At 36.5% G+C, this 18090-nt stretch carries 16 protein-coding genes; 6 read left to right on the top strand and 10 right to left on the bottom strand.

Features of this window, described 5'->3' with window-relative positions; translation table 11 throughout:
- The first annotated feature begins 18 nt into the window (after window positions 1-18).
- Window positions 19-741: a 3-keto-disaccharide hydrolase gene (locus AC0L6O_RS11725; RefSeq protein WP_473302550.1), complete on the top strand. Its 723-nt coding sequence runs from the start codon at window positions 19-21 to the stop codon at window positions 739-741.
- Between the two features lie 62 nt (window positions 742-803).
- Here the strand turns inward: AC0L6O_RS11725 and AC0L6O_RS11720 are convergent, their stop codons facing one another.
- Window positions 804-3005: a bifunctional alpha,alpha-trehalose-phosphate synthase (UDP-forming)/trehalose-phosphatase gene (locus AC0L6O_RS11720; protein ID WP_473302548.1), complete on the bottom strand. Its 2202-nt coding sequence runs from the start codon at window positions 3003-3005 to the stop codon at window positions 804-806.
- A 33-nt stretch (window positions 3006-3038) separates the two neighbouring features.
- Here AC0L6O_RS11720 and AC0L6O_RS11715 point away from each other — a divergent pair, with 33 nt between their 5' ends.
- Entirely contained in the window at window positions 3039-4874 is a 1836-nt protein-coding gene (locus AC0L6O_RS11715) for a glycoside hydrolase family 15 protein (RefSeq protein WP_473302547.1), read from the top strand.
- A 79-nt stretch (window positions 4875-4953) separates the two neighbouring features.
- Here the strand turns inward: AC0L6O_RS11715 and AC0L6O_RS11710 are convergent, their stop codons facing one another.
- The 4 genes from AC0L6O_RS11710 to AC0L6O_RS11695 form a co-directional block, all read right to left on the bottom strand.
- Window positions 4954-5694: an acyl-CoA desaturase gene (locus AC0L6O_RS11710; RefSeq protein WP_473302546.1), complete on the bottom strand. Its 741-nt coding sequence runs from the start codon at window positions 5692-5694 to the stop codon at window positions 4954-4956.
- A gap of 142 nt (window positions 5695-5836) precedes the next feature.
- Entirely contained in the window at window positions 5837-6493 is a 657-nt protein-coding gene (locus AC0L6O_RS11705; RefSeq protein WP_473302544.1) for a DUF4159 domain-containing protein, read from the bottom strand.
- Between the two features lie 6 nt (window positions 6494-6499).
- Window positions 6500-7189, bottom strand: a complete 690-nt coding sequence (locus tag AC0L6O_RS11700; RefSeq protein WP_473302543.1) for an RsmE family RNA methyltransferase — start codon at window positions 7187-7189, stop codon at window positions 6500-6502.
- Complete coding sequence (locus tag AC0L6O_RS11695) at window positions 7190-7729, bottom strand: hypothetical protein (RefSeq protein ID WP_473302541.1); 540 nt, start codon at window positions 7727-7729, stop codon at window positions 7190-7192.
- Between the two features lie 53 nt (window positions 7730-7782).
- Between AC0L6O_RS11695 and AC0L6O_RS11690 the strand changes: the two genes are divergently transcribed.
- The 3 genes from AC0L6O_RS11690 (at window position 7783) to mtaB (ending at window position 12257) form a co-directional block, all read left to right on the top strand.
- Window positions 7783-9627 carry an LTA synthase family protein gene (locus AC0L6O_RS11690; RefSeq protein WP_473302540.1) on the top strand — a complete coding sequence of 615 codons (1845 nt, stop codon included), beginning with the start codon at window positions 7783-7785 and terminating at the stop codon, window positions 9625-9627.
- A gap of 157 nt (window positions 9628-9784) precedes the next feature.
- On the top strand, window positions 9785-10807 hold the full coding sequence (locus tag AC0L6O_RS11685; protein ID WP_473302538.1) for a glutamine synthetase beta-grasp domain-containing protein: 1023 nt from the start codon (window positions 9785-9787) through the stop codon (window positions 10805-10807).
- Window positions 10808-10913: 106 nt separating this feature from the next.
- On the top strand, window positions 10914-12257 hold the full coding sequence (gene mtaB / locus AC0L6O_RS11680) for a tRNA (N(6)-L-threonylcarbamoyladenosine(37)-C(2))-methylthiotransferase MtaB (RefSeq protein WP_473302537.1): 1344 nt from the start codon (window positions 10914-10916) through the stop codon (window positions 12255-12257).
- A 770-nt stretch (window positions 12258-13027) separates the two neighbouring features.
- On the opposite strand, the gene AC0L6O_RS11675 is transcribed toward mtaB, so the two are convergent.
- Window positions 13028-13378 (bottom strand): 4Fe-4S dicluster domain-containing protein, encoded by a 351-nt coding sequence (locus tag AC0L6O_RS11675; protein WP_473302536.1) that lies wholly within the window; start codon window positions 13376-13378, stop codon window positions 13028-13030.
- Window positions 13379-13486: 108 nt separating this feature from the next.
- On the opposite strand from AC0L6O_RS11675, the gene AC0L6O_RS11670 reads away from it, so the two are divergent.
- The gene (locus tag AC0L6O_RS11670; protein ID WP_473302535.1) at window positions 13487-14485 is read left to right on the top strand and encodes an acyl-CoA reductase; all 999 of its coding nucleotides are present in this window, start codon (window positions 13487-13489) and stop codon (window positions 14483-14485) included.
- On the opposite strand, the gene AC0L6O_RS11665 is transcribed toward AC0L6O_RS11670, so the two are convergent.
- From AC0L6O_RS11665 to tnpA, 4 genes are all read right to left on the bottom strand, one after another.
- Window positions 14482-15099 (bottom strand): inorganic pyrophosphatase, encoded by a 618-nt coding sequence (locus AC0L6O_RS11665; protein WP_473308523.1) that lies wholly within the window; start codon window positions 15097-15099, stop codon window positions 14482-14484. The genes AC0L6O_RS11670 and AC0L6O_RS11665 overlap by 4 nt on opposite strands.
- A gap of 162 nt (window positions 15100-15261) precedes the next feature.
- Window positions 15262-16347, bottom strand: coding sequence for a DUF3179 domain-containing protein (locus AC0L6O_RS11660; RefSeq protein WP_473302534.1), 1086 nt, complete (start codon window positions 16345-16347; stop codon window positions 15262-15264).
- Window positions 16344-17303, bottom strand: coding sequence for a hypothetical protein (locus AC0L6O_RS11655; RefSeq protein WP_473302533.1), 960 nt, complete (start codon window positions 17301-17303; stop codon window positions 16344-16346). Before AC0L6O_RS11655 ends, AC0L6O_RS11660 begins: the two co-directional genes overlap by 4 nt.
- 218 nt (window positions 17304-17521) lie before the next feature.
- Window positions 17522-17956: an IS200/IS605 family transposase gene (gene tnpA / locus AC0L6O_RS11650; RefSeq protein ID WP_473302532.1), complete on the bottom strand. Its 435-nt coding sequence runs from the start codon at window positions 17954-17956 to the stop codon at window positions 17522-17524.
- Window positions 17957-18090: the final 134 nt, after the last annotated feature.

The raw sequence follows: 18090 nt of genomic DNA, 5'->3' as shown, positions 1-18090 counted from the left end.
TATTCAACCCTATTTTTAATGAATCTGAATCATAAATGCCTCTTGGTATTACTTGCTGGTCTAATTACGGCATGTAATTCCACAGAAACGACTGAAGAAAAACTGGAAATTGCCGAAAAAGAATGGACTATTCTTTTTGATGGCAGCAACACCAATTCTCTTAGAGGTTATGGTTTAGACATCTTCCCTGAGGGTGTTTGGACGGTAGAAGATGGAGCTTTAGTAGCAAATCCTGATACGGCCAATAGAGACTTAGTTTCCAAAAGTAGATACGAGAATTTTGAATTAGAATATCAATGGGCTGTGGATACAGCGGCCAACAGTGGTGTGTTTTTTCATGTACAGGAAATAGCAGCCATGGAGTCTGGAAATGGAAATAGCCCAAACTGGCTTAACAATTTTGAAATACAGGTACTAGACGATTTACATTTTAATGACACGGCTGCCATTCGCTCTGCTGGTTCGCTATATGACGTAATTCCGCCCGTAAACAAAACATTGAAACCTATCGGTGAATATAATCAAGCCAAACTAACCCATAAAAACGGACATGTGGAGCACTGGCTTAATGGTCAGAAGGTCTTAGATTTTCAGATTGGAAGCCCTGAATTAAACGCTCTTTTAGAAAAAGGTAAATTTAAAGAAAACCCTAACTATCACTCCGACAAAGAAGGCCACCTGATGTTTCAGCATCACGGACAAAGAGCTTATTATAAAAACATTAGGGTAAGAGAGATTTAGAGTTATTGACCTGTTCAAATAAAAAACTCCCACCAAATTCATATTTAGTGGGAGTTTTACTTTTATATAAACTTCCTCAGCAGCTCATAAACAGATTTCGTGTTGTTAATTCTGAATTTCGCTACGGTCTTTTTATTTCCTACTTTAATGGTTGTACTAGAATCTGGTAAGTCTTTAAACATAAATTCGTCTGTCCAGTCGTCACCCATCGCTATAATAAAATCAGGTTCCAGATTTGCCAAAAACTTGGTAGACGCTTTTCCTTTATTTACACCACTCACTTTAACTTCAAGTACCTTATCACCTTCCATTATTTCTAAGCTATGGTTTCCTATTAATGGCTGAATGGTGTTTTTAAGCTCATTAGCCCTTGCCTCTCCCAATACTGGGTCTACCCTTCTAAAATGCCAAGCTATAGAATAGTTCTTAATTTCAATTTGTGAACCAGGCGTACGGTCAGTGAAACGCTCCAGAATAGGAAAAATAACAGAGAACCATCTATTATTTACCTGCTCTAGTTGATTCCATTCCGCACCCGCACCATCTTTTTGCCATAAACCATGCTCCGTAATTAAGGTATAAGGCTTACTACCAAACCATCTATCAAAGGTTTCTCTATCTCTTCCAGTGATTAAAACAAGATTATTTTTAGGGTTGGCATGAATTCCATCCAAAATCTCAAATAGTTCATCCCCCGGATAAGCATCTTCTGGTCTATTTTTAAAGGCCGCCAGTGTTCCGTCATAATCTAAGAATAACACCCTAGATTTAGCATCTCTAAAAGACTTAACTATACTTTCCTCTACCTTACCTTTAACTGCCCTAGCCGCCGTTTCTGGCTTCTTAGAAACCACATCTTCTAAACTAACCAAAAACTCATTTGCCCATCGCTCCACATTATATCGCTGAACACGGTCTTTCATAATGATGTTGCCCTTAATCTGGTCTTTTTCAGGCATCACTAATGCCGTTTTAATAGCGTCTGCTATCTGGTCAAGGTTATTCGGATTTATGATTAAAGCCTCATTTAGCTCTTTTGCAGCACCTGCCATCTCGCTCAAAATAAGTACCCCTGTATTATCTACTCGGCTGGCTATGTATTCTTTTGCCACCAAATTCATTCCGTCTCTTACTGGCGTAAGCAATGCTATTTTACAGCTACAGTATAAATCAATAAGGTTTTCAAAAGGCATAGACCTATAGAAATACCAAATTGGCGTCCAGTTAACTTCTGAGAATTTACCATTGACCCTGCCTACCAATTGGTCAATTTCATTTTTCAAATCTTGATACTGCGGCACGTTTGACCTGCTAGGCACGGCCAACATTACTAACCTCACTTTGCCCAGATATTCAGGGTATTTCTCTAGAAAATGCTCAAAAGCCATAATTCTTTGAGCTATACCTTTGGTATAGTCTAACCTGTCAATACTTAAGATAAACTGTGTATCTCCTTTTATTAATTTATGCTTATCTATGCTTTCCTGAACTTCGGATTTCACTTTGGCTTTTGAGTGCTCAATAGCCGCATTATGAAATTTATTAAAATCAATACCCATTGGGAAGGAATCTACCTTCACATTTCTGGTATCATAAAGCACATTATTAAAATCAAGGTCACAAATTAAAAGACGCTGCACCGAGCTCAAAAAGTGTCGCTCATAATCATAGGTATGAAAACCTATTAAGTCGGCACCCATCATTCCTTGTAAAATTTCTTCACGCCAAGGTAAGGTTCTAAAAACCTCATAAGACGGAAAAGGAATATGCAGGAAAAAGCCAATTTTGACATCAGGCCTTTTCTCTTTTACCATTTGAGGAACTAACAAAAGTTGGTAATCGTGTACCCAAACTCGGTCATTGTCTTCAATATTTTCTACAACCAAATCAGCAAACTTCTGATTTACTCTTTTGTATGTCTCCCAATCCTCATTATTAAATTCGGAATATTCCGTGAAATAATGGAACAATGGCCATAATGTTCTATTGCTAAAACCGTAATAGAAACCATCTACCTCTTTTTCTGATAAAGAAACCGATCTGCACTTTTGATTTTCCAGTGCTTTTTCTACATTAGGAGCTAGAGAAGGATTAATCTCTTCTTCTGTGAGTCCGCTCCATCCAATCCAGATTCCGTTACCATCGGCATGAACAGATTTAAGACCAGTGGCAAGTCCTCCAACACTAGGAGTTGCTTCTACCTCGTTTTGGTTTATGTTTAAAGAAAGTGGGAGTCTGTTAGAGACAATGATGGTTTTACTCATAGGAAATTTTTAAGTATTAATAAAAACGCGTTAATGAGAAATTTAGATTACGGAATGATTGGTAATTGTCAAAGTGCCGCTTTGATAAGTAAAAGTGGAAGTATTGACTGGTGTTGTTTACCAAAATTTGATTCACCTTCTATGTTTGCCAAATTATTGGACAAAAACAAAGGAGGAGCTTTTGAAGTAAATGTCGATTCCTCATATGTTATTAGTCAAAAATACATATATAAAACCAATATTCTGGTCACAGAATTCAATAATGGCGAAGATGCTTTTGAATTTATTGACTTCATGCCTAGGTATACTACTGATAATAACATTCTTCAATATCCGGCAGAAATAGTAAGATACATCAAACTTTTAAAAGGTAAACCGAAATTTTCGGTCAATTATAACCCTAAACTGGGCTATGCCAAAGAAGAACAATTGACTCAAGATAAAGGCGAGTACATCAAAACCAAAACCACTTCTGGAAGTTATGATTCGGTATATCTCTACTCTTCTTTTTCGCATAGCGATATTCTAGAAGGTAAAGAACTGACCTTAGAGGAGAACCAATATTTTCTTTTTAGTTATTTCGAAAAGCTACTTCATCAAGATGTGGAGCGTCAGTACCTAAAAATGCAACGAACCAGAGTGTATTGGCTAAACTGGGCTGAAAACACCACCACTTATGATTTATACAATGACGAAATTCTACGCTCGGCATTGACATTAAAAATGCTAACCTATGAGCGTAGTGGTGCCGTTTTGGCCGCTGCCACCACCTCTTTACCCGAAACCATAGGCGAAGTAAGAAATTGGGATTATAGATTCTGCTGGATAAGAGATGCCAGTATGGTAATCAAAGTAGTTTCTGGGCTTGGTCATGAAAAAATTGCAAAAAACTTCTTAGAATTTATTGTCAAAATCATCCCTCAGAAAGATGAGAAAATGCAGATAATGTATGGTATAGATGGGCAAAAGAAACTTACTGAAGAGATTTTAGAGCATCTAGAAGGTTATGAAGGCAGTAAACCGGTAAGAATAGGTAATGCAGCTTATCATCAAACCCAACATGACATTTATGGTATTTTGATGGATGTTTTATATCAACAGTATCTAAGGTTTCAAAACACGCTGTTTTATAGTGAAGAGCTTTGGACTATTACCAAATCAACCATTGACATTGTAAAAAAGAACTGGAAAAATGCAGATAAGGGTATTTGGGAATTTAGAACGGAAGAGAGGCATTTTACATTCTCAAAACTCCTTTGTTGGGTAGCCATTGATAGAGGTGTGAAAATAGCTGAGCTACTTCACAGAACAGACAAGCTAAAAAAATGGAAGGAGTTAAGAGCAGAGATAGAGCAAGACATTAAAACGAATGCTTGGAATGAAGAGAAACAGGCATACGCCCAATCTTACCATTCTTCAGATTTGGATGCATCTACCCTACTCATGGAAAGTTATGGTTTTATTGATGCTAAAGACCCTCGTTACGTCAGTACGGTATTGGCAACAGAAAAAGAACTTTGCCAAGACGGATTGATGTACCGTTACATAAATAAAGATGATTTTGGTACGCCATCTTCTTCGTTTACTATTTGCTCTTTTTGGTTTATCAATAGTCTATTTAAAATTGGAAAGAAAAAAGAAGCCAAGAGACTTTTTGACCAAATCCTTACTTATAGCAATCATCTTGGGCTATTTAGCGAAGATATTGACTTTAAAACCAAAAGGCTTTTAGGTAATTTCCCTCAGGCATATTCTCATTTAGCATTAATAGAAACAGCCGTTAATTTCTCAGGTCAAAGTGACGAAGACCAAGTTATATCTGCTTTATCGCACGAGGCCGAAACCGACGATTCCTTGAATCCCTTATAGGGCAAATGGAACTTAGCTTTAAAATGAAAAAATCCGCTCTAGGCGGATTTTTTCATTTATAAAACTCTAAGATTAAAGCTTATTTCTTTGGCGTAATAATTTTCATCCAAGTCAACATTTTAATTACTGGATAAGTAGGGTCTAGTTCAAACCACTTCTTAGCAAAGTTAATTGACATTGGATGCTTATGATGATTGTTTTGGAACAACTCACCCATCATCAAAAAGTCAAAAAGAAGACTATTTTTTGATTCATCTTTATTGTCAAAGTTTTGATAGCCGTATTTGTGACCACTCCAGTTTACAATAGCACCATGGATAGGGCCCATTAAAAAATGAATAGGTAAAAGGAAAAAGAATCCCCAGTGAACATCAAAGTATAAGAAACCAACCACATAAAAAGCAATGTAACCTATTCCCCAAATGGCTCTTGAAATCCAAGATTCACCAAATTTATCTAGTGCAGTCCACTGCGGAAAGTTTCTATCAAAACGCTCTTCAATTTTTACTTTATAATCCACCAAGCCTGTGTAAAGGTCTTTGGTTTTCCACATCATTGTAAAAAGATTTTTGGTATGATGCGGAGAATGTGGGTCTTTATCAGTATCTGAAAACGCGTGGTGCATTCTGTGCATTACTGCATAAGCACGTGGATTCAAATAAGAAGAACCCTGTGTTACGTAAGTGAAAATATAAAAGAACTTCTCCCAAAATTTGTTCATCGTGAACATTTTATGAGCGGAGTATCTGTGTAAAAAGAAAGTCTGACTAAAAAGGGACAAATACCAATGTCCTATAAAAAAAGAAAGGGCTGCAACCATTAAGTGATTTTTAAATAATAATACTATTTCTACTGCAAGAACGCCCGTTTACGTCAAAAGTTCAATGGAAACTTCCATAATTAATGCAAATGAGCAATTATCTTAAAATAATACCAAGATGGACATTAAGAAAATACAAAACTTAATACGTAGTAAAAGCGAAAGAAACGATGTTTGCACCCATTTGAAGGGCAGAAACCCGTACTGACTCTGGGTCGCCATAAACAGATTGGTCTTCCCAGCCATTTCCTAAATCCGACTCATAAGTAAAGAAACAAACAAGTCTGCCTTCATGAAACAATCCAAAACCCTGTGGGGCTTTATTATCATGCTCATGTACTTTAGGAAGGCCATTCGGAAACTTATATTTCTGGTGATATATAGGATGACTAAAAGGCACCTCTACAAACTCAGACCCAGGAAACACTTTCAGCATTTCTCTCCTTATATATTTGCTTAGTCCGTAATTATCATCCACATGAAGAAAACCTCCTGAAATCAGGTATTTACGCAAATTATCAGCCTCAGCATCTGAAAATATCACATTTCCATGACCCGTCATGTGCACAAAAGGATATTGAAAAATTTCGGAATTACTGGCATCCACAATATCCTCTTCACTGAAAATATTCATCTTCAAATTGGTATTGCAATAAGATATAAGGTTAGGAAGCGAGGTTTTATTGGAATACCAGTCGCCACCGCCACCATATTTCAATCTTGCTATTTTTATAGTAGGAGATTGAGCTGAAACTTCAGCAAACCCTAGTAAACAAAACATTATGAATAACTTTCTCATGCTTTCTTAAATCATATTTAATAAAGTAACCGCCACCAAACCCGCCGTTTCTGTACGCAGCCTTGAATACCCCATACTCACCATTTCAAAACCTGCTGCTTCTGCCATTGCTATTTCTGAAGGGTCAAAATCACCTTCTGGGCCTACCATAATACAAACGCTATCTCCTATATCATTCGTAGTTAGGTCTGTTGATTTTTCGTTTAAATGAGCTACAAACTTCTGTTTTGCAGTTTCAGTTTGCCCGAGATACTCCTTTATAGTGACCAAATCAGATAATTTAGGAAGGTAAGCTTTCAATGACTGCTTCATGGCCGAAACTGCAATTCGGTTTAGTCTGTCTAATTTCAGGTGTTTTCTTTCTGAGTTTTTAGTTAGAATAAAAGATATTTCTGAGATACCTATTTCCACCGATTTCTCCACAAAATACTCCATACGGTCAATATTCTTAGTAGGAGCTATCACCACTTTGATATGCCTTTTCGGCTTTTCAAATTCTCTTTGAGTAGCTAAAATATCGAGCTTAGTTTTCTTTTGATTAGCGTCAGCTATTTGACAGGTGAACAGATTTCCTATTCCATCCGTCACCATTACCTCATCACCTTCTTTTTTTCTTAAAACCCGTATGCAGTGTTTTGAATCTATTTCATCCAAAACAGCATCCTCTTCAAAATTAGCTTTATAAAAAAGTTGCATTTACTCGCCGGCTATATCCTGCTTAAAACTGTAGCGGTCTTTATCTAATTCAAAAGTACCTGCGTTAAATTCCTTTATGAAGTCTTCTATAACCTCTGGGAAAATTTCTTCCACATTGATAGCCACCTCTAGTCCTATTCCGAATTCGAAGTCTTTGTCAATATTTAAAAACTCGCTCACCTTCATTTCATCATCATCTTCCATTTCCATGATGAATTCCTCAATAAGCTCATCAGCTTTAGGATTAATTACATAATCGCCTCCACGCTGCTCTATAGGCACAAAATCTTTATGAATAGCTCCTACTCTTTTTTCCGCCTCGTCTAGAATCATACTGTTATAATGAAGCTCTAAAGTAAAAATAGCGGCATCATAAATCACCTCTTTTCCGTCCTCTGTTTTACCTATAAACTGAAACTGGAAGTACTCTCCACTATCAGAAAGCTCTTGCTCATCTAATACCAAAACATAATTTTGGCCTTCTTCTTCACACTCTTTTTTTAATTGGGCTATTTCGCCTGCGTCAAATCCTGGATTCATCAACATGTAAGTTTATTTCTATCTTTGCCTCAAAGATCACAATTTACTATTGAATGAAAGAAAGAATACAGTTTTTGTTTATATATTTTGGATTTTGGGTAGCGTTTTTTCTTACGGCTAGACTCATTTTCCTAGGTTATCATATCAATGAAACCAAACTATTAACTTTAGAAACACTCTTCGGTATCTTCTGGAATGGCATCCGAATGGATATGTCCATGGCGGGCTACTTCAGTATTTTCCCATTCTTTTGGGTTGCTTTCTCTAATTGGATAAAGAAAAGCATCTTTGAAAGAGGACTTTATGGCTATACTTTAATCTTGGTTTTTGTGGTAACATTAATCATCGTTATAGACCTAGAGGTATATAATGTATGGGATTATAGGCTAGATGCTACACCTTTACAGTATTTAAGTACGCCTAATGAAGCATGGGCATCGGTAAAATCGTCTCCAGTTGTAAGGTTATTCTTGAGCTACATTTTATTAATAATAGTAGCGAGTTTCTTTGTTTACAGAATCATTGGTAAAAAGATTAACACTTGGAAGAGCATTAAAAAATGGCCTTTTATGCCCATTGCTATTTTTATGGCATTTGCTCTAATCATTCCAATTAGAGGTGGTTTTGGCATAGCTCCTATGAATCAAAGCACTGTTTATTTCTCTGATAATAATTTTGCAAACATATCTGCTGTTAACGCCTCATGGAACTTCCTCAGCTCCATTGTCAATAAGAGAAACTTGAAAGTAAACCCATACACTTACCTCCCTAAAGAAGAGATATCGCAAGCCATGGAGCAGCTATATCCAGAAAGTGGACCCTTAGAACAACTCATCAATCCAAAATTAAAGAAGCCTAATGTGCTTTTAATTATTTGGGAAAGCTTTACCGAAAAAGTGGTAGATGAAGCCAGAGATAGTCAAGAGATAACACCTAACTTCAATAGACTAAAAAAAGAAGGTGTTTATTTCTCAAATGTTTATGCCTCAGGAGATAGAACAGACAAAGGCATAATAGCGGTTTTAAGCGGCTATCCTGCCCAGCCAACCAAGTCTATTATCAAAGAACCTAAGAAAACGGCAAGACTCCCAATTCTTACCAAAGACTTTCAAAATGATGGCTATAGAACCGCCTTCTATTATGGTGGCGAAACGGAATTTGCTAACATGAAAAGCTACCTATATGCGGGTGACTTTGAAAAGATTGTAGATTTAAATGATTTCCCAGAAGACCTTTATGTCACTAAATGGGGTGTTCATGATAATGTCATATTTGATAAATATTTAAAAGACCATAGTTACCCTAAGAAGGACCCGTTTTTTGAAACGCTGCTTACATTAAGCAGTCATGAGCCCTTTGATGTTCCTTTAGATTCAGCATTATTTGCAGGTGATGATGAAGAAAGTTTATACCTAAATTCTCTTTATTATACCGACCAAGAATTTGGACGATTCATAGATTCTGCCAAAACACAATCATGGTGGAATGAAACTGTGGTTATAGTGATAGGCGACCATGGGCACCGATTGCCAGACACTGGTAAAAAATCTGACAACTTTAGAACACCAATGCTCTGGACTGGTGGTGCTATTTTAAAACCAAAGACTATTGATGAAATAACATCCCAAATTGACCTTCCAAAACTTCTTTTAGAAAACTTAAATCTACCTTCTGTTAATTATGTATGGAGCAAAAATGTGCTTTTAAAACAAAATAAACCAGAGTGGGCCTACTTCAGTTTCTCTGATGGATTTGGATTTGTACAAAAAGAGAAAGAACTCCTATTTGATAATATAGGGCGAAAAATCATCTCAAAAGAGGGTGATATTAATGAAAATGATAAGAGAAATGCCAAAGCAATGCAGCAAAAGACCTTCCAAGACTATATAGACAAATAGGCCATTTAGAACATACCTATACTTTATTGTATTATTTTAATTTTTTAGAATAAAAAACTACAAAAAAACAGTTTCAGGTATATAATCTATCGACTATTCATATATATTTGTTCTAATATTTTATGATTCATATCATTTACAACAATTAATCACAATCATGGCAAAAATTAAATTAGAGTACATTTGGCTAGACGGTTACTTCCCTACTCAAAACTTAAGAAGTAAAACTAAAGTAGAAGAACACGAAAACTTTAAAGGCACCTTAGAGGAAATAGGAAACTGGTCTTTTGATGGTTCTTCAACGCGTCAAGCTGAAGGTGGCTCATCTGACTGTTTATTGGTTCCTGTTGCAATTTATCCAGATCCAGACCGTATCAACGGATATTTGGTAATGACAGAGGTTATGAATGCTGACGGAACACCTCACGTGTCTAACGGTAGAGCAACGATTGATGATGATGATAATGATTTCTGGTTCGGATTTGAGCAAGAGTATTTTATAATGGATACTGCTACTCAGCTTCCTTTAGGTTTCCCTATTGGAGGATATCCTGCTCCTCAAGGAATGTACTACTGCTCAGTAGGTGGAAAAAACACACACGGAAGAGATTTAGTAGAAAGACATGCAGACCTTTGTATTGAAGCTGGTCTTAACTTTGAAGGAATTAACCAAGAAGTGGCTAGCGGACAGTGGGAATTTCAATTGTTTGCAAAAGGTGCTAAACTTGCCGGTGACGAGCTTTGGATAGCGAGATATCTTTTAGACAGATTGACTGAGCAATATGGTTACTATATAGAGTATCACCCAAAACCATTAGGAAAAGACATGGATTGGAATGGTTCTGGTATGCATGCTAACTTCTCTAATACTACTTTGAGAACATGTGGCGACAAAGAAGTTTATGCAGCTATCTGTGAAGCTTTCAGACCAGTAGTGAAAGAGCATATCGCGGTATACGGTGAGTTTAACGACCAACGTTTAACTGGATTACACGAAACTGCAGCTATCACAGATTTCTCTTGGGGAATTTCTGATAGAGGAGCATCTATTCGTATCCCTCTAATTGCGGTTGAGAAAGGATGGAAAGGTTGGTTAGAAGACAGAAGACCTGCATCTAACGGAGATCCTTACAAAATTGCTGGTAGAATTATCAAAACGGTAAAAAGTGCTAATATTTAATTAGCCTACTACTATATTCTAAACCTCTCAGACTAGCTCTGGGAGGTTTTTTTTGTTTATAGGAAACCAAAAGCGTAAAAATTAACTTCTTACCTTTGTGAAAGAAATGAAGAAAGTAGCATTTTATACATTAGGCTGTAAGTTGAATTACTCAGAGACCTCTACCATCGGTAGAATGTTTGAGGATAAGGGCTACGCCAAAGTTGACTTCTCAGAGAAGCCAGATATATTTATTATCAATACCTGTTCTGTTACAGACAATGCCGATAAGAAATGTAGGAAGATAGTGCGAGAGGCTAACGCCATTAACCCTGACGGTTATGTAGCCATAATTGGATGCTACGCACAACTGAAACCAACAGAAATTTCTGAAATACCTGGTGTGGATGCCGTGTTAGGTGCTGCTGAGAAATTTAGGCTGCTAGACCTTCTTGGAGATTTTGTGAAAGAGCCTTCGGCCTCAAATGCCACTTCTACTGGTAAGGTTTTCGCTTCTGAAATTGACGAGCATGACCTAGATTACCATACCTCCTACTCTTTAAATGACCGTACTCGTACTTTTCTAAAGGTGCAAGACGGTTGTGATTACCCTTGCACGTACTGTACTATACCGTTAGCACGAGGAAAGAGCCGTTCTGACACTGTTGCTAACATTGTAAAGGCAGCTGAGGATATCGCCTCTAATGGCGTAAAAGAAATTGTTTTAACGGGTGTCAATATTGGAGACTTTGGATTAAGAAACGGAATTAGAGAAGAAACATTTTTAGACTTAATAAAGGCTTTAGACCAAGTAGAGGGAATTGAAAGGTTCCGTATTTCTAGCATAGAGCCAAACCTTCTCAGTAATGAGGCCATAGAATTTGTAGCTAAATCAAAACGTTTTGTTCCTCATTTTCACATCCCGCTTCAATCTGGTAGCCCAGAGGTTTTAAGGCTCATGAAGCGACGATATAAGAAAGACCTATACATTGACCGAGTAAAACAAATCAAGTCGCTAATGCCTAACTGCTGCATTGGTGTGGACGTAATAGTAGGGCACCCTGGTGAAACAGAGGAAAGATTCTTAGAAACGTATAATTATATAAACGAATTAGATCTAAGCTACCTCCATGTTTTTTCTTATTCAGAAAGAGCAAATACGGAAGCCGTAGCTATTCACCCTAAAGTGAGCAAGCAAGACAAATCTAAACGTTCCAAAATGCTCCATATCCTATCGGAGAAAAAGAAAAGAGCATTTTACGAAAGCCAACTAGGCAAGACCAAAAATGTCTTGTTTGAAGATGATGTAGAAGAAGGACAAATGCACGGCTGGACGGAAAACTATGTAAGAATTACCGCCAAATATGACCCACTTCTTATCAATACTACCAAAGAGGTTTCTTTAACAGGTTTTAATGATAAAGGACTGGTTGAAGTGTCTGAAACAGACTTAGTTTTTGAGAAGCATTAATTGCCTCTCAAAAACGCTATCTATTCTATTTTATCTGAATACGTCACAAATACTAGTGACTTGCCATCAGCACTCCAAGCATATTTTTCAAAACTTCCTTTACCGCCAAAAAATAAGTTAGGTTTAGTTATCTGTTTTAACAGAGAAGCAAAGAGCTATTTGGCAAATTCTAAAGCTATGTCCTAGCTTTACTTATATAATACTTTAAACGAGCTTACATTTATAGATAGACCGAACGTCTCAAGATAAAAGAATACATTCTTTATGAAAATCAAATAGAGGAATACGCCAATGAAACAAAAACACTTTCCAAAGAACTGGCAAGTTCTGAATAGCTATATAATAAGAAACTACTCACCAAAGGTGAGTAGTTTGCTTTCGGAGTACAACAAAACCACAATAAATTGTGTTTTTGACGCACCGCATACATCAACCTAATTATATTTTACAAATTTTACATTAATCAATATTTTATACCGAACCCTAATTCGATAATTAATAATGCAAATATAGGATTACCCCTTATTAAGCTTAAATAAATAGCTAACTTATAGCTATACAAGGGCACATTTCATCATTTATTAATATATATCTATCAAATAATCAAAACAGGAAGACAATAAAGGATAGAATTAATATTTGGCAATTTATCTAAAACACAAAAGAAACGCAAACAAATAACTCGTATAAACCAAATCTATAATGAGAAAACAAGGCATAAAAAAACCTCACCAAAATGGTGAGGTTTCAATTCCTATAAAATCTATCTATTAAGCTTCAGCGTGTAACCACGACTTCTTAGCTAAAAGTGTTTCTTCATCTTCTACTTTATCAGGGTCTGGCACACAGCAATCTACTGGGCAAACCGCAGCACACTGAGGCTCCTCATGGAAACCCATACATTCAGTACACTTATCTGAAACTATATAGTAAAATTCGTCTGAAACTGGCTCTTGGTCATCTTTGGCATCAATTACGGTGCCATCACCAAAATCTACTTCTTCCAAAGCAGTTCCACCAGCCCAAGTCCATTCTATTCCTCCTTCATAAATTGCAGTATTAGGGCATTCAGGCTCGCAAGCCCCACAGTTTATGCATTCGTCTGTTATAATAATTGCCATAGCAGTTCTGTTGTTATTTCAAATAAAGAACAAATATAAGACTACAAAGTTTCAAGAGCTTAGTAATTTTACAGCGAATATTAAAAAAGGCATTACTGCATATAAAAAATGACATTAGAGAACAGAATAATACTATTTTCTAAATTGGGTGAATTCCTGAACGCGGAGAGTTCTAAAGAAGATTTAAAATATTGGGCCTCTCTATGTAAGGGCGAAAATGGCTGGTTTACGGAAGATAATGTCCTGCTCGCTTTGAAAAACATTGGCCAAGAGTTCCTTAAAAAAGAAGACCTAGTAGCCTTTAGTAAGCATATTAAGGATAATGAACATCCTAAAAAAATTGGTGTAATAGCAGCAGGAAATATCCCCTTGGTAGGCTTTCATGATTTAATGTGCATTCTACTTACTGGGAATATAGCTTTAATAAAGCTTAGCAGCTCAGATAGCGTTTTAATGCAGAAAGTCATTGCTAAACTGATTGAAATTGACCCTGAAATTAGTTCTCAAATAGAAATTGCCGATAGGCTGAATGCAGCAGATGCATTTATTGCCACTGGAAGTGATAATTCGTCACGATACTTTGAATACTATTTTGGTAAGAAACCAAACATAATCAGAAAAAACAGAAGCTCTGTAGCTGTTTTGACGGGAACCGAAAGCCGCGAAGAATTACGAAACTTAGGTTATGACATTTTTCAGTTTTTTGGTCTAGGCTGCAGAAACGTCTCCAAGTTCTTTGTGCCGAAAGGCTATAAGTTCGACACGTTTTTTGAATCTATTGAATATTGGAACACCATACATATTCATCATAAATACAGTAATAATTACGATTATAATAAATCTATATACTTGGTAAATAGAAATCATCATTATGATAATGGATTTCTTCTGGTAACCCAAAGTGAGAATTTGGTTAGCCCTATCAGTGTGGTTTTCTATGAGGAATATGCGGATGAGAATGCTTTAGAAAAGAAGCTAAATGCTCATCAAGAGAAGATTCAGTGCATTGTCGGCAAAAACTATACTCCATTTGGAAAAAGTCAATCTCCCGTTTTGGACGAATTTGCCGACAATGTTAACACTATCGATTTTCTAAATAATCTTTAAATCGGATTGAAGATTATATCTCTATAATCTTTCATAGCTAATTTAATAACCTCTTTGGCCTCGTCTACACCATAATCGTGAGCTATTTCACAGTGTTTAGGCTCGTCAGGGAGGTTTTTATATGTTAAAAAGTAATGCTTAAGACGCTCTACTACGTCTTTAGGCATATCTTTCAAATCTTGGTATTCTCCATAAATATGGTCACCTACCAAGACCGCAATAATCTTATCATCTGCCTCACCTTTATCTACTAAACACAAGCCACCAATAGGTCTTGCCTGAAGTAAAATATCGCCATGAGGAATATGGTGAGAAGAAAGTACACAAATATCAAGTGGGTCGCCGTCTCCTTCTTTGACATTCTCCGCTCCATTTTTTCTTGCAAAGTCTGCTACTCTATCGCCACAGTAAGTTCTTGGTATAAAACCATAAAGAGAAGGAACAATGTTAGAGTACTTTTGAGGTCTATCAATAGACAAGTAACCAGTCTCTTTGTCTATCTCATACTTAATAGTATCAGACGGTACAATCTCTATAAATGTGGTAACAATATTGGGTGCATCTTCGCCGATGGAGATTCCATGCCAAGGATGGGCTTTATAAACAGGTTTCATTTCTTTCATGATGTTATAGCTGCAAAGATAATTAAATACCTTAATCATATTTCAATATTGACCAATCAGCAGATTAGAATAAGGGTATAAAAAAACATAGTTCCCTTATTTTCAAACCTCTAATCAATATCATTTTTTATTAATCTATGAACTTTTCAAAATTTATTCAACTACAAAAGATTCGGCATAAAATGCAGCCCAAGCAAAGGCATAACCTATATAGTTTTCAGGAATTTGTAGCTTTTGACCTTTTTTTTCACCCTCTGTGGCTTCACCAAAAATACTCCAGACATTTCCTTCAGTATCTCTAAATAGTGCTCCTGAAGCTGTTCCGAGCAGTACTTCATCAATTTCTACCTTTACACCGTCGAGAGTTTTGGCTTTAAAAGCAAACATATAGTTGTCTATTATAGAACCAAAGACATAAATATCATCGCCCCCTACAGACCTAGTTCTGAAACCAGTTTCCTCAGCAAAAGCATTAAATCTACTATAAGCAACAACTCCATTATTTCGTATACCCAAAATACGCTCTTTGTTGGGAATATTTTTCAATTTAGCAGGTACCGAATACAATAGATAATCATCATTTGTTTTATAGTTCCCGTATGGGTATCTGTCATAATTTCGACCCACATCTTGGCTTACACTCATCACTTTAGAATCAGGATACCATTTTTTCCATGTAGCCCATGTGGTTTCTATTAATTGATGAAACTCATTTTTTTTGCCCCTTTGTACTCCATTCACAGATTTCAACATCATTTGTGGCCAATTAGAGTCTGTTTCTCTATCGTATAGAATTAAATTAGAGTTAAATAAGAGGCCTGACACTCCAAAAGTGGTCAATTTACTATCAATGTTTCTGTTAAATAAAATGCCAGTTCCTGTTAAAGGGCAATAGGAAATGGAATAACTAAAATCTTCAATGCCATGATTTACAATTTCATGATAATCAAGAATTTTATGAGGGTAAGCAATAGCCGTGTTCCCATATTTAATTCCTAAAACTAATTCTTCATCTTTAAGAAAAGTAGCGGCGTCTCCTTCTACCACCACTGGTGCATCAATAGACCGAATACCGTCCTTCCCTACTCCACCATCTTTTACTTGAGCAAACGGAATATCCCATTCCTCATTTAAAACATTGCCCGTGTTTCCTGCTCTAGCTTTAGGTTCTACATTCTTATTGCAAGCCGAAACAAGTACAACCAAGCCAATGAAAAACACTTTATTTTTGCTCATCATTCTTTCTTTTTTAAATCTAAGACACTATAAAAACTAAGGTTTATTCTATACGTCGGTACATTTTGAAGACCAGAAACCGAGACTAATAAAGGTATGTCTGTAGTTAAATTGATAGATGTTTTGTTAGGCAAAATCCAGTGTGACAAATTTGCTGTTCCTAATACCCAATGACCACCCGTACTACCAACAATCTGCTTATTTATTTGATTTGAATTTACATTCCTTAACCTAGCACCTAGACCTATATTCCAAAGACTTTTAAACGCCAATCCTTGAGCATTAACACCAATCGTAACTTGCTGCTCGTCACCAAATTTATATCCCAAATCTGGTTGGTAATCTTGATTAACCCCTTTATGACTAAGGATTACATTGGAATAGAAATTAATGTTTTTTCGACTGCCAAAGGGGCTAACAAATCGCAATAAAGAAAAAACATCCCATGCACCTGTGCCCGGTTGCATATCAGCATTAAGAACAATTCCTTGATTGTTTTTATTATTAATGCTTCCCGTGGGTGCTTTCAGCCCAATTCCCCCAGAAAACGAAACGGTTGACAATGGTTTCAGAAAACTATAGCTAATCAAAGTGCTTACATCCCCTAATCCACTTGTGGATACAAAATCCTCATTTACCAATTGAACAATTCTCCTTGATTGCTTTATGTAAGGAACAAGCATTTCTATAGACCATTTTGGGGATAAACCAATACCCAATTGCAACATCGTTGTCTGTGTAACACGTGTTCGCGAATCATCATCAATTCTCTCCTTGTCCTGAACTAAAGTGCTTAGATTATTATAATCATAAGACACATTAAACTGAATTGCATTTTTGTTAATAATTGGCAAACCCAGAGAATTTGAAATAGGCACTCCGCCCGAACAGCAGGTTTGAGCATTCGTTTGAAACGAACACAAAAATAGACCAACAATAAAACAGTAAAATACCTGCATTCAAATGATGATTTAAATGAGTTACGAAATCGGTGGCACAAGGGTTTGATTGATAATGCTTAAGCTTATTAACCCTGCCAGGGTCTGTGTATTACTGACCTTTCCAAGCTTAGTCGCCCCTTTAATCGGTATTTATAAAGAAAAACCTTGTAGACAACCCTTAAATAAACCACTATGGACTGAAAGTCCATAGTTTTGAGTCCAGACTGAAAGTCTGCCTATTCGACGATAAAATTAGTATTATTACTCTCATTTGGATTTCTATGATGCTCCAAATACTCGTTAACCATTTCATCGGTAATATTTCCAGTACTCCAACAACCAAAGCCTATTGCCCAGAAATGGCGACCCCAGTAACGCTTCTTCAATTCAGGAAACTCCATTTGCAATTTCCTCGATGAACGTCCTTTTAGCAGTTTAACCAATTGACTTATCGACTGAGAGGGACGGTATTCCAGGTGCATGTGTACATGATCTTTTGAAACGACTCCCTTCAATATTTGAACTCCTTCTGCCTCACAAATCTGTATCAACAAGGTACGACAACGAAGCTTGATATCCCCACTTAGAACTGCATGGCGATATTTTGTTGACCACACTATGTGAACTGTAAGTCTGGAAATACTATGCCCGTTTGATCTTTGAAAATCCATATACCAAAATAGCACATTTTTAGAAGCTGAAAGCGAAATGCAATAAATTGCATAGTTTTAACTATTTCTGAGACCAATAAAAGGTCTACACGGATTTACTAGAGTTTCTTAAATTTTGATTCGAAAGTCTTGTG

The sequence above is a fragment of the Arcticibacterium sp. GJ41-1 genome (genome assembly GCF_055808875.1).
Note: the sequence above shows the minus strand (reverse complement) of the source record. Positions and strands in the feature narration are given on the sequence as shown.

Excerpts from the sequence above, each read along its gene's own strand:
- AC0L6O_RS11720 (WP_473302548.1), bottom strand. The coding sequence starts at position 3,005 with ATGAGTAAAACCATCATTGTCTCTAACAGACTCCCACTTTCTTTAAAC.
- AC0L6O_RS11710 (WP_473302546.1), bottom strand. The coding sequence starts at position 5,694 with ATGGTTGCAGCCCTTTCTTTTTTTATAGGACATTGGTATTTGTCCCTT.
- AC0L6O_RS11665 (WP_473308523.1), bottom strand. The coding sequence starts at position 15,099 with ATGAAACCTGTTTATAAAGCCCATCCTTGGCATGGAATCTCCATCGGC.
- AC0L6O_RS11725 (WP_473302550.1), top strand. The coding sequence starts at position 19 with ATGAATCTGAATCATAAATGCCTCTTGGTATTACTTGCTGGTCTAATT.
- AC0L6O_RS11660 (WP_473302534.1), bottom strand. The coding sequence starts at position 16,347 with ATGATGAGCAAAAATAAAGTGTTTTTCATTGGCTTGGTTGTACTTGTT.
- AC0L6O_RS11670 (WP_473302535.1), top strand. The coding sequence starts at position 13,487 with ATGACATTAGAGAACAGAATAATACTATTTTCTAAATTGGGTGAATTC.
- AC0L6O_RS11715 (WP_473302547.1), top strand. The coding sequence starts at position 3,039 with ATGAGAAATTTAGATTACGGAATGATTGGTAATTGTCAAAGTGCCGCT.
- AC0L6O_RS11690 (WP_473302540.1), top strand. The coding sequence starts at position 7,783 with ATGAAAGAAAGAATACAGTTTTTGTTTATATATTTTGGATTTTGGGTA.
- AC0L6O_RS11695 (WP_473302541.1), bottom strand. The coding sequence starts at position 7,729 with ATGAATCCAGGATTTGACGCAGGCGAAATAGCCCAATTAAAAAAAGAG.
- AC0L6O_RS11685 (WP_473302538.1), top strand. The coding sequence starts at position 9,785 with ATGGCAAAAATTAAATTAGAGTACATTTGGCTAGACGGTTACTTCCCT.
- mtaB (WP_473302537.1), top strand. The coding sequence starts at position 10,914 with ATGAAGAAAGTAGCATTTTATACATTAGGCTGTAAGTTGAATTACTCA.
- AC0L6O_RS11705 (WP_473302544.1), bottom strand. The coding sequence starts at position 6,493 with ATGAGAAAGTTATTCATAATGTTTTGTTTACTAGGGTTTGCTGAAGTT.
- AC0L6O_RS11700 (WP_473302543.1), bottom strand. The coding sequence starts at position 7,189 with ATGCAACTTTTTTATAAAGCTAATTTTGAAGAGGATGCTGTTTTGGAT.
- AC0L6O_RS11675 (WP_473302536.1), bottom strand. The coding sequence starts at position 13,378 with ATGGCAATTATTATAACAGACGAATGCATAAACTGTGGGGCTTGCGAG.
- AC0L6O_RS11655 (WP_473302533.1), bottom strand. The coding sequence starts at position 17,303 with ATGCAGGTATTTTACTGTTTTATTGTTGGTCTATTTTTGTGTTCGTTT.
- tnpA (WP_473302532.1), bottom strand. The coding sequence starts at position 17,956 with ATGGATTTTCAAAGATCAAACGGGCATAGTATTTCCAGACTTACAGTT.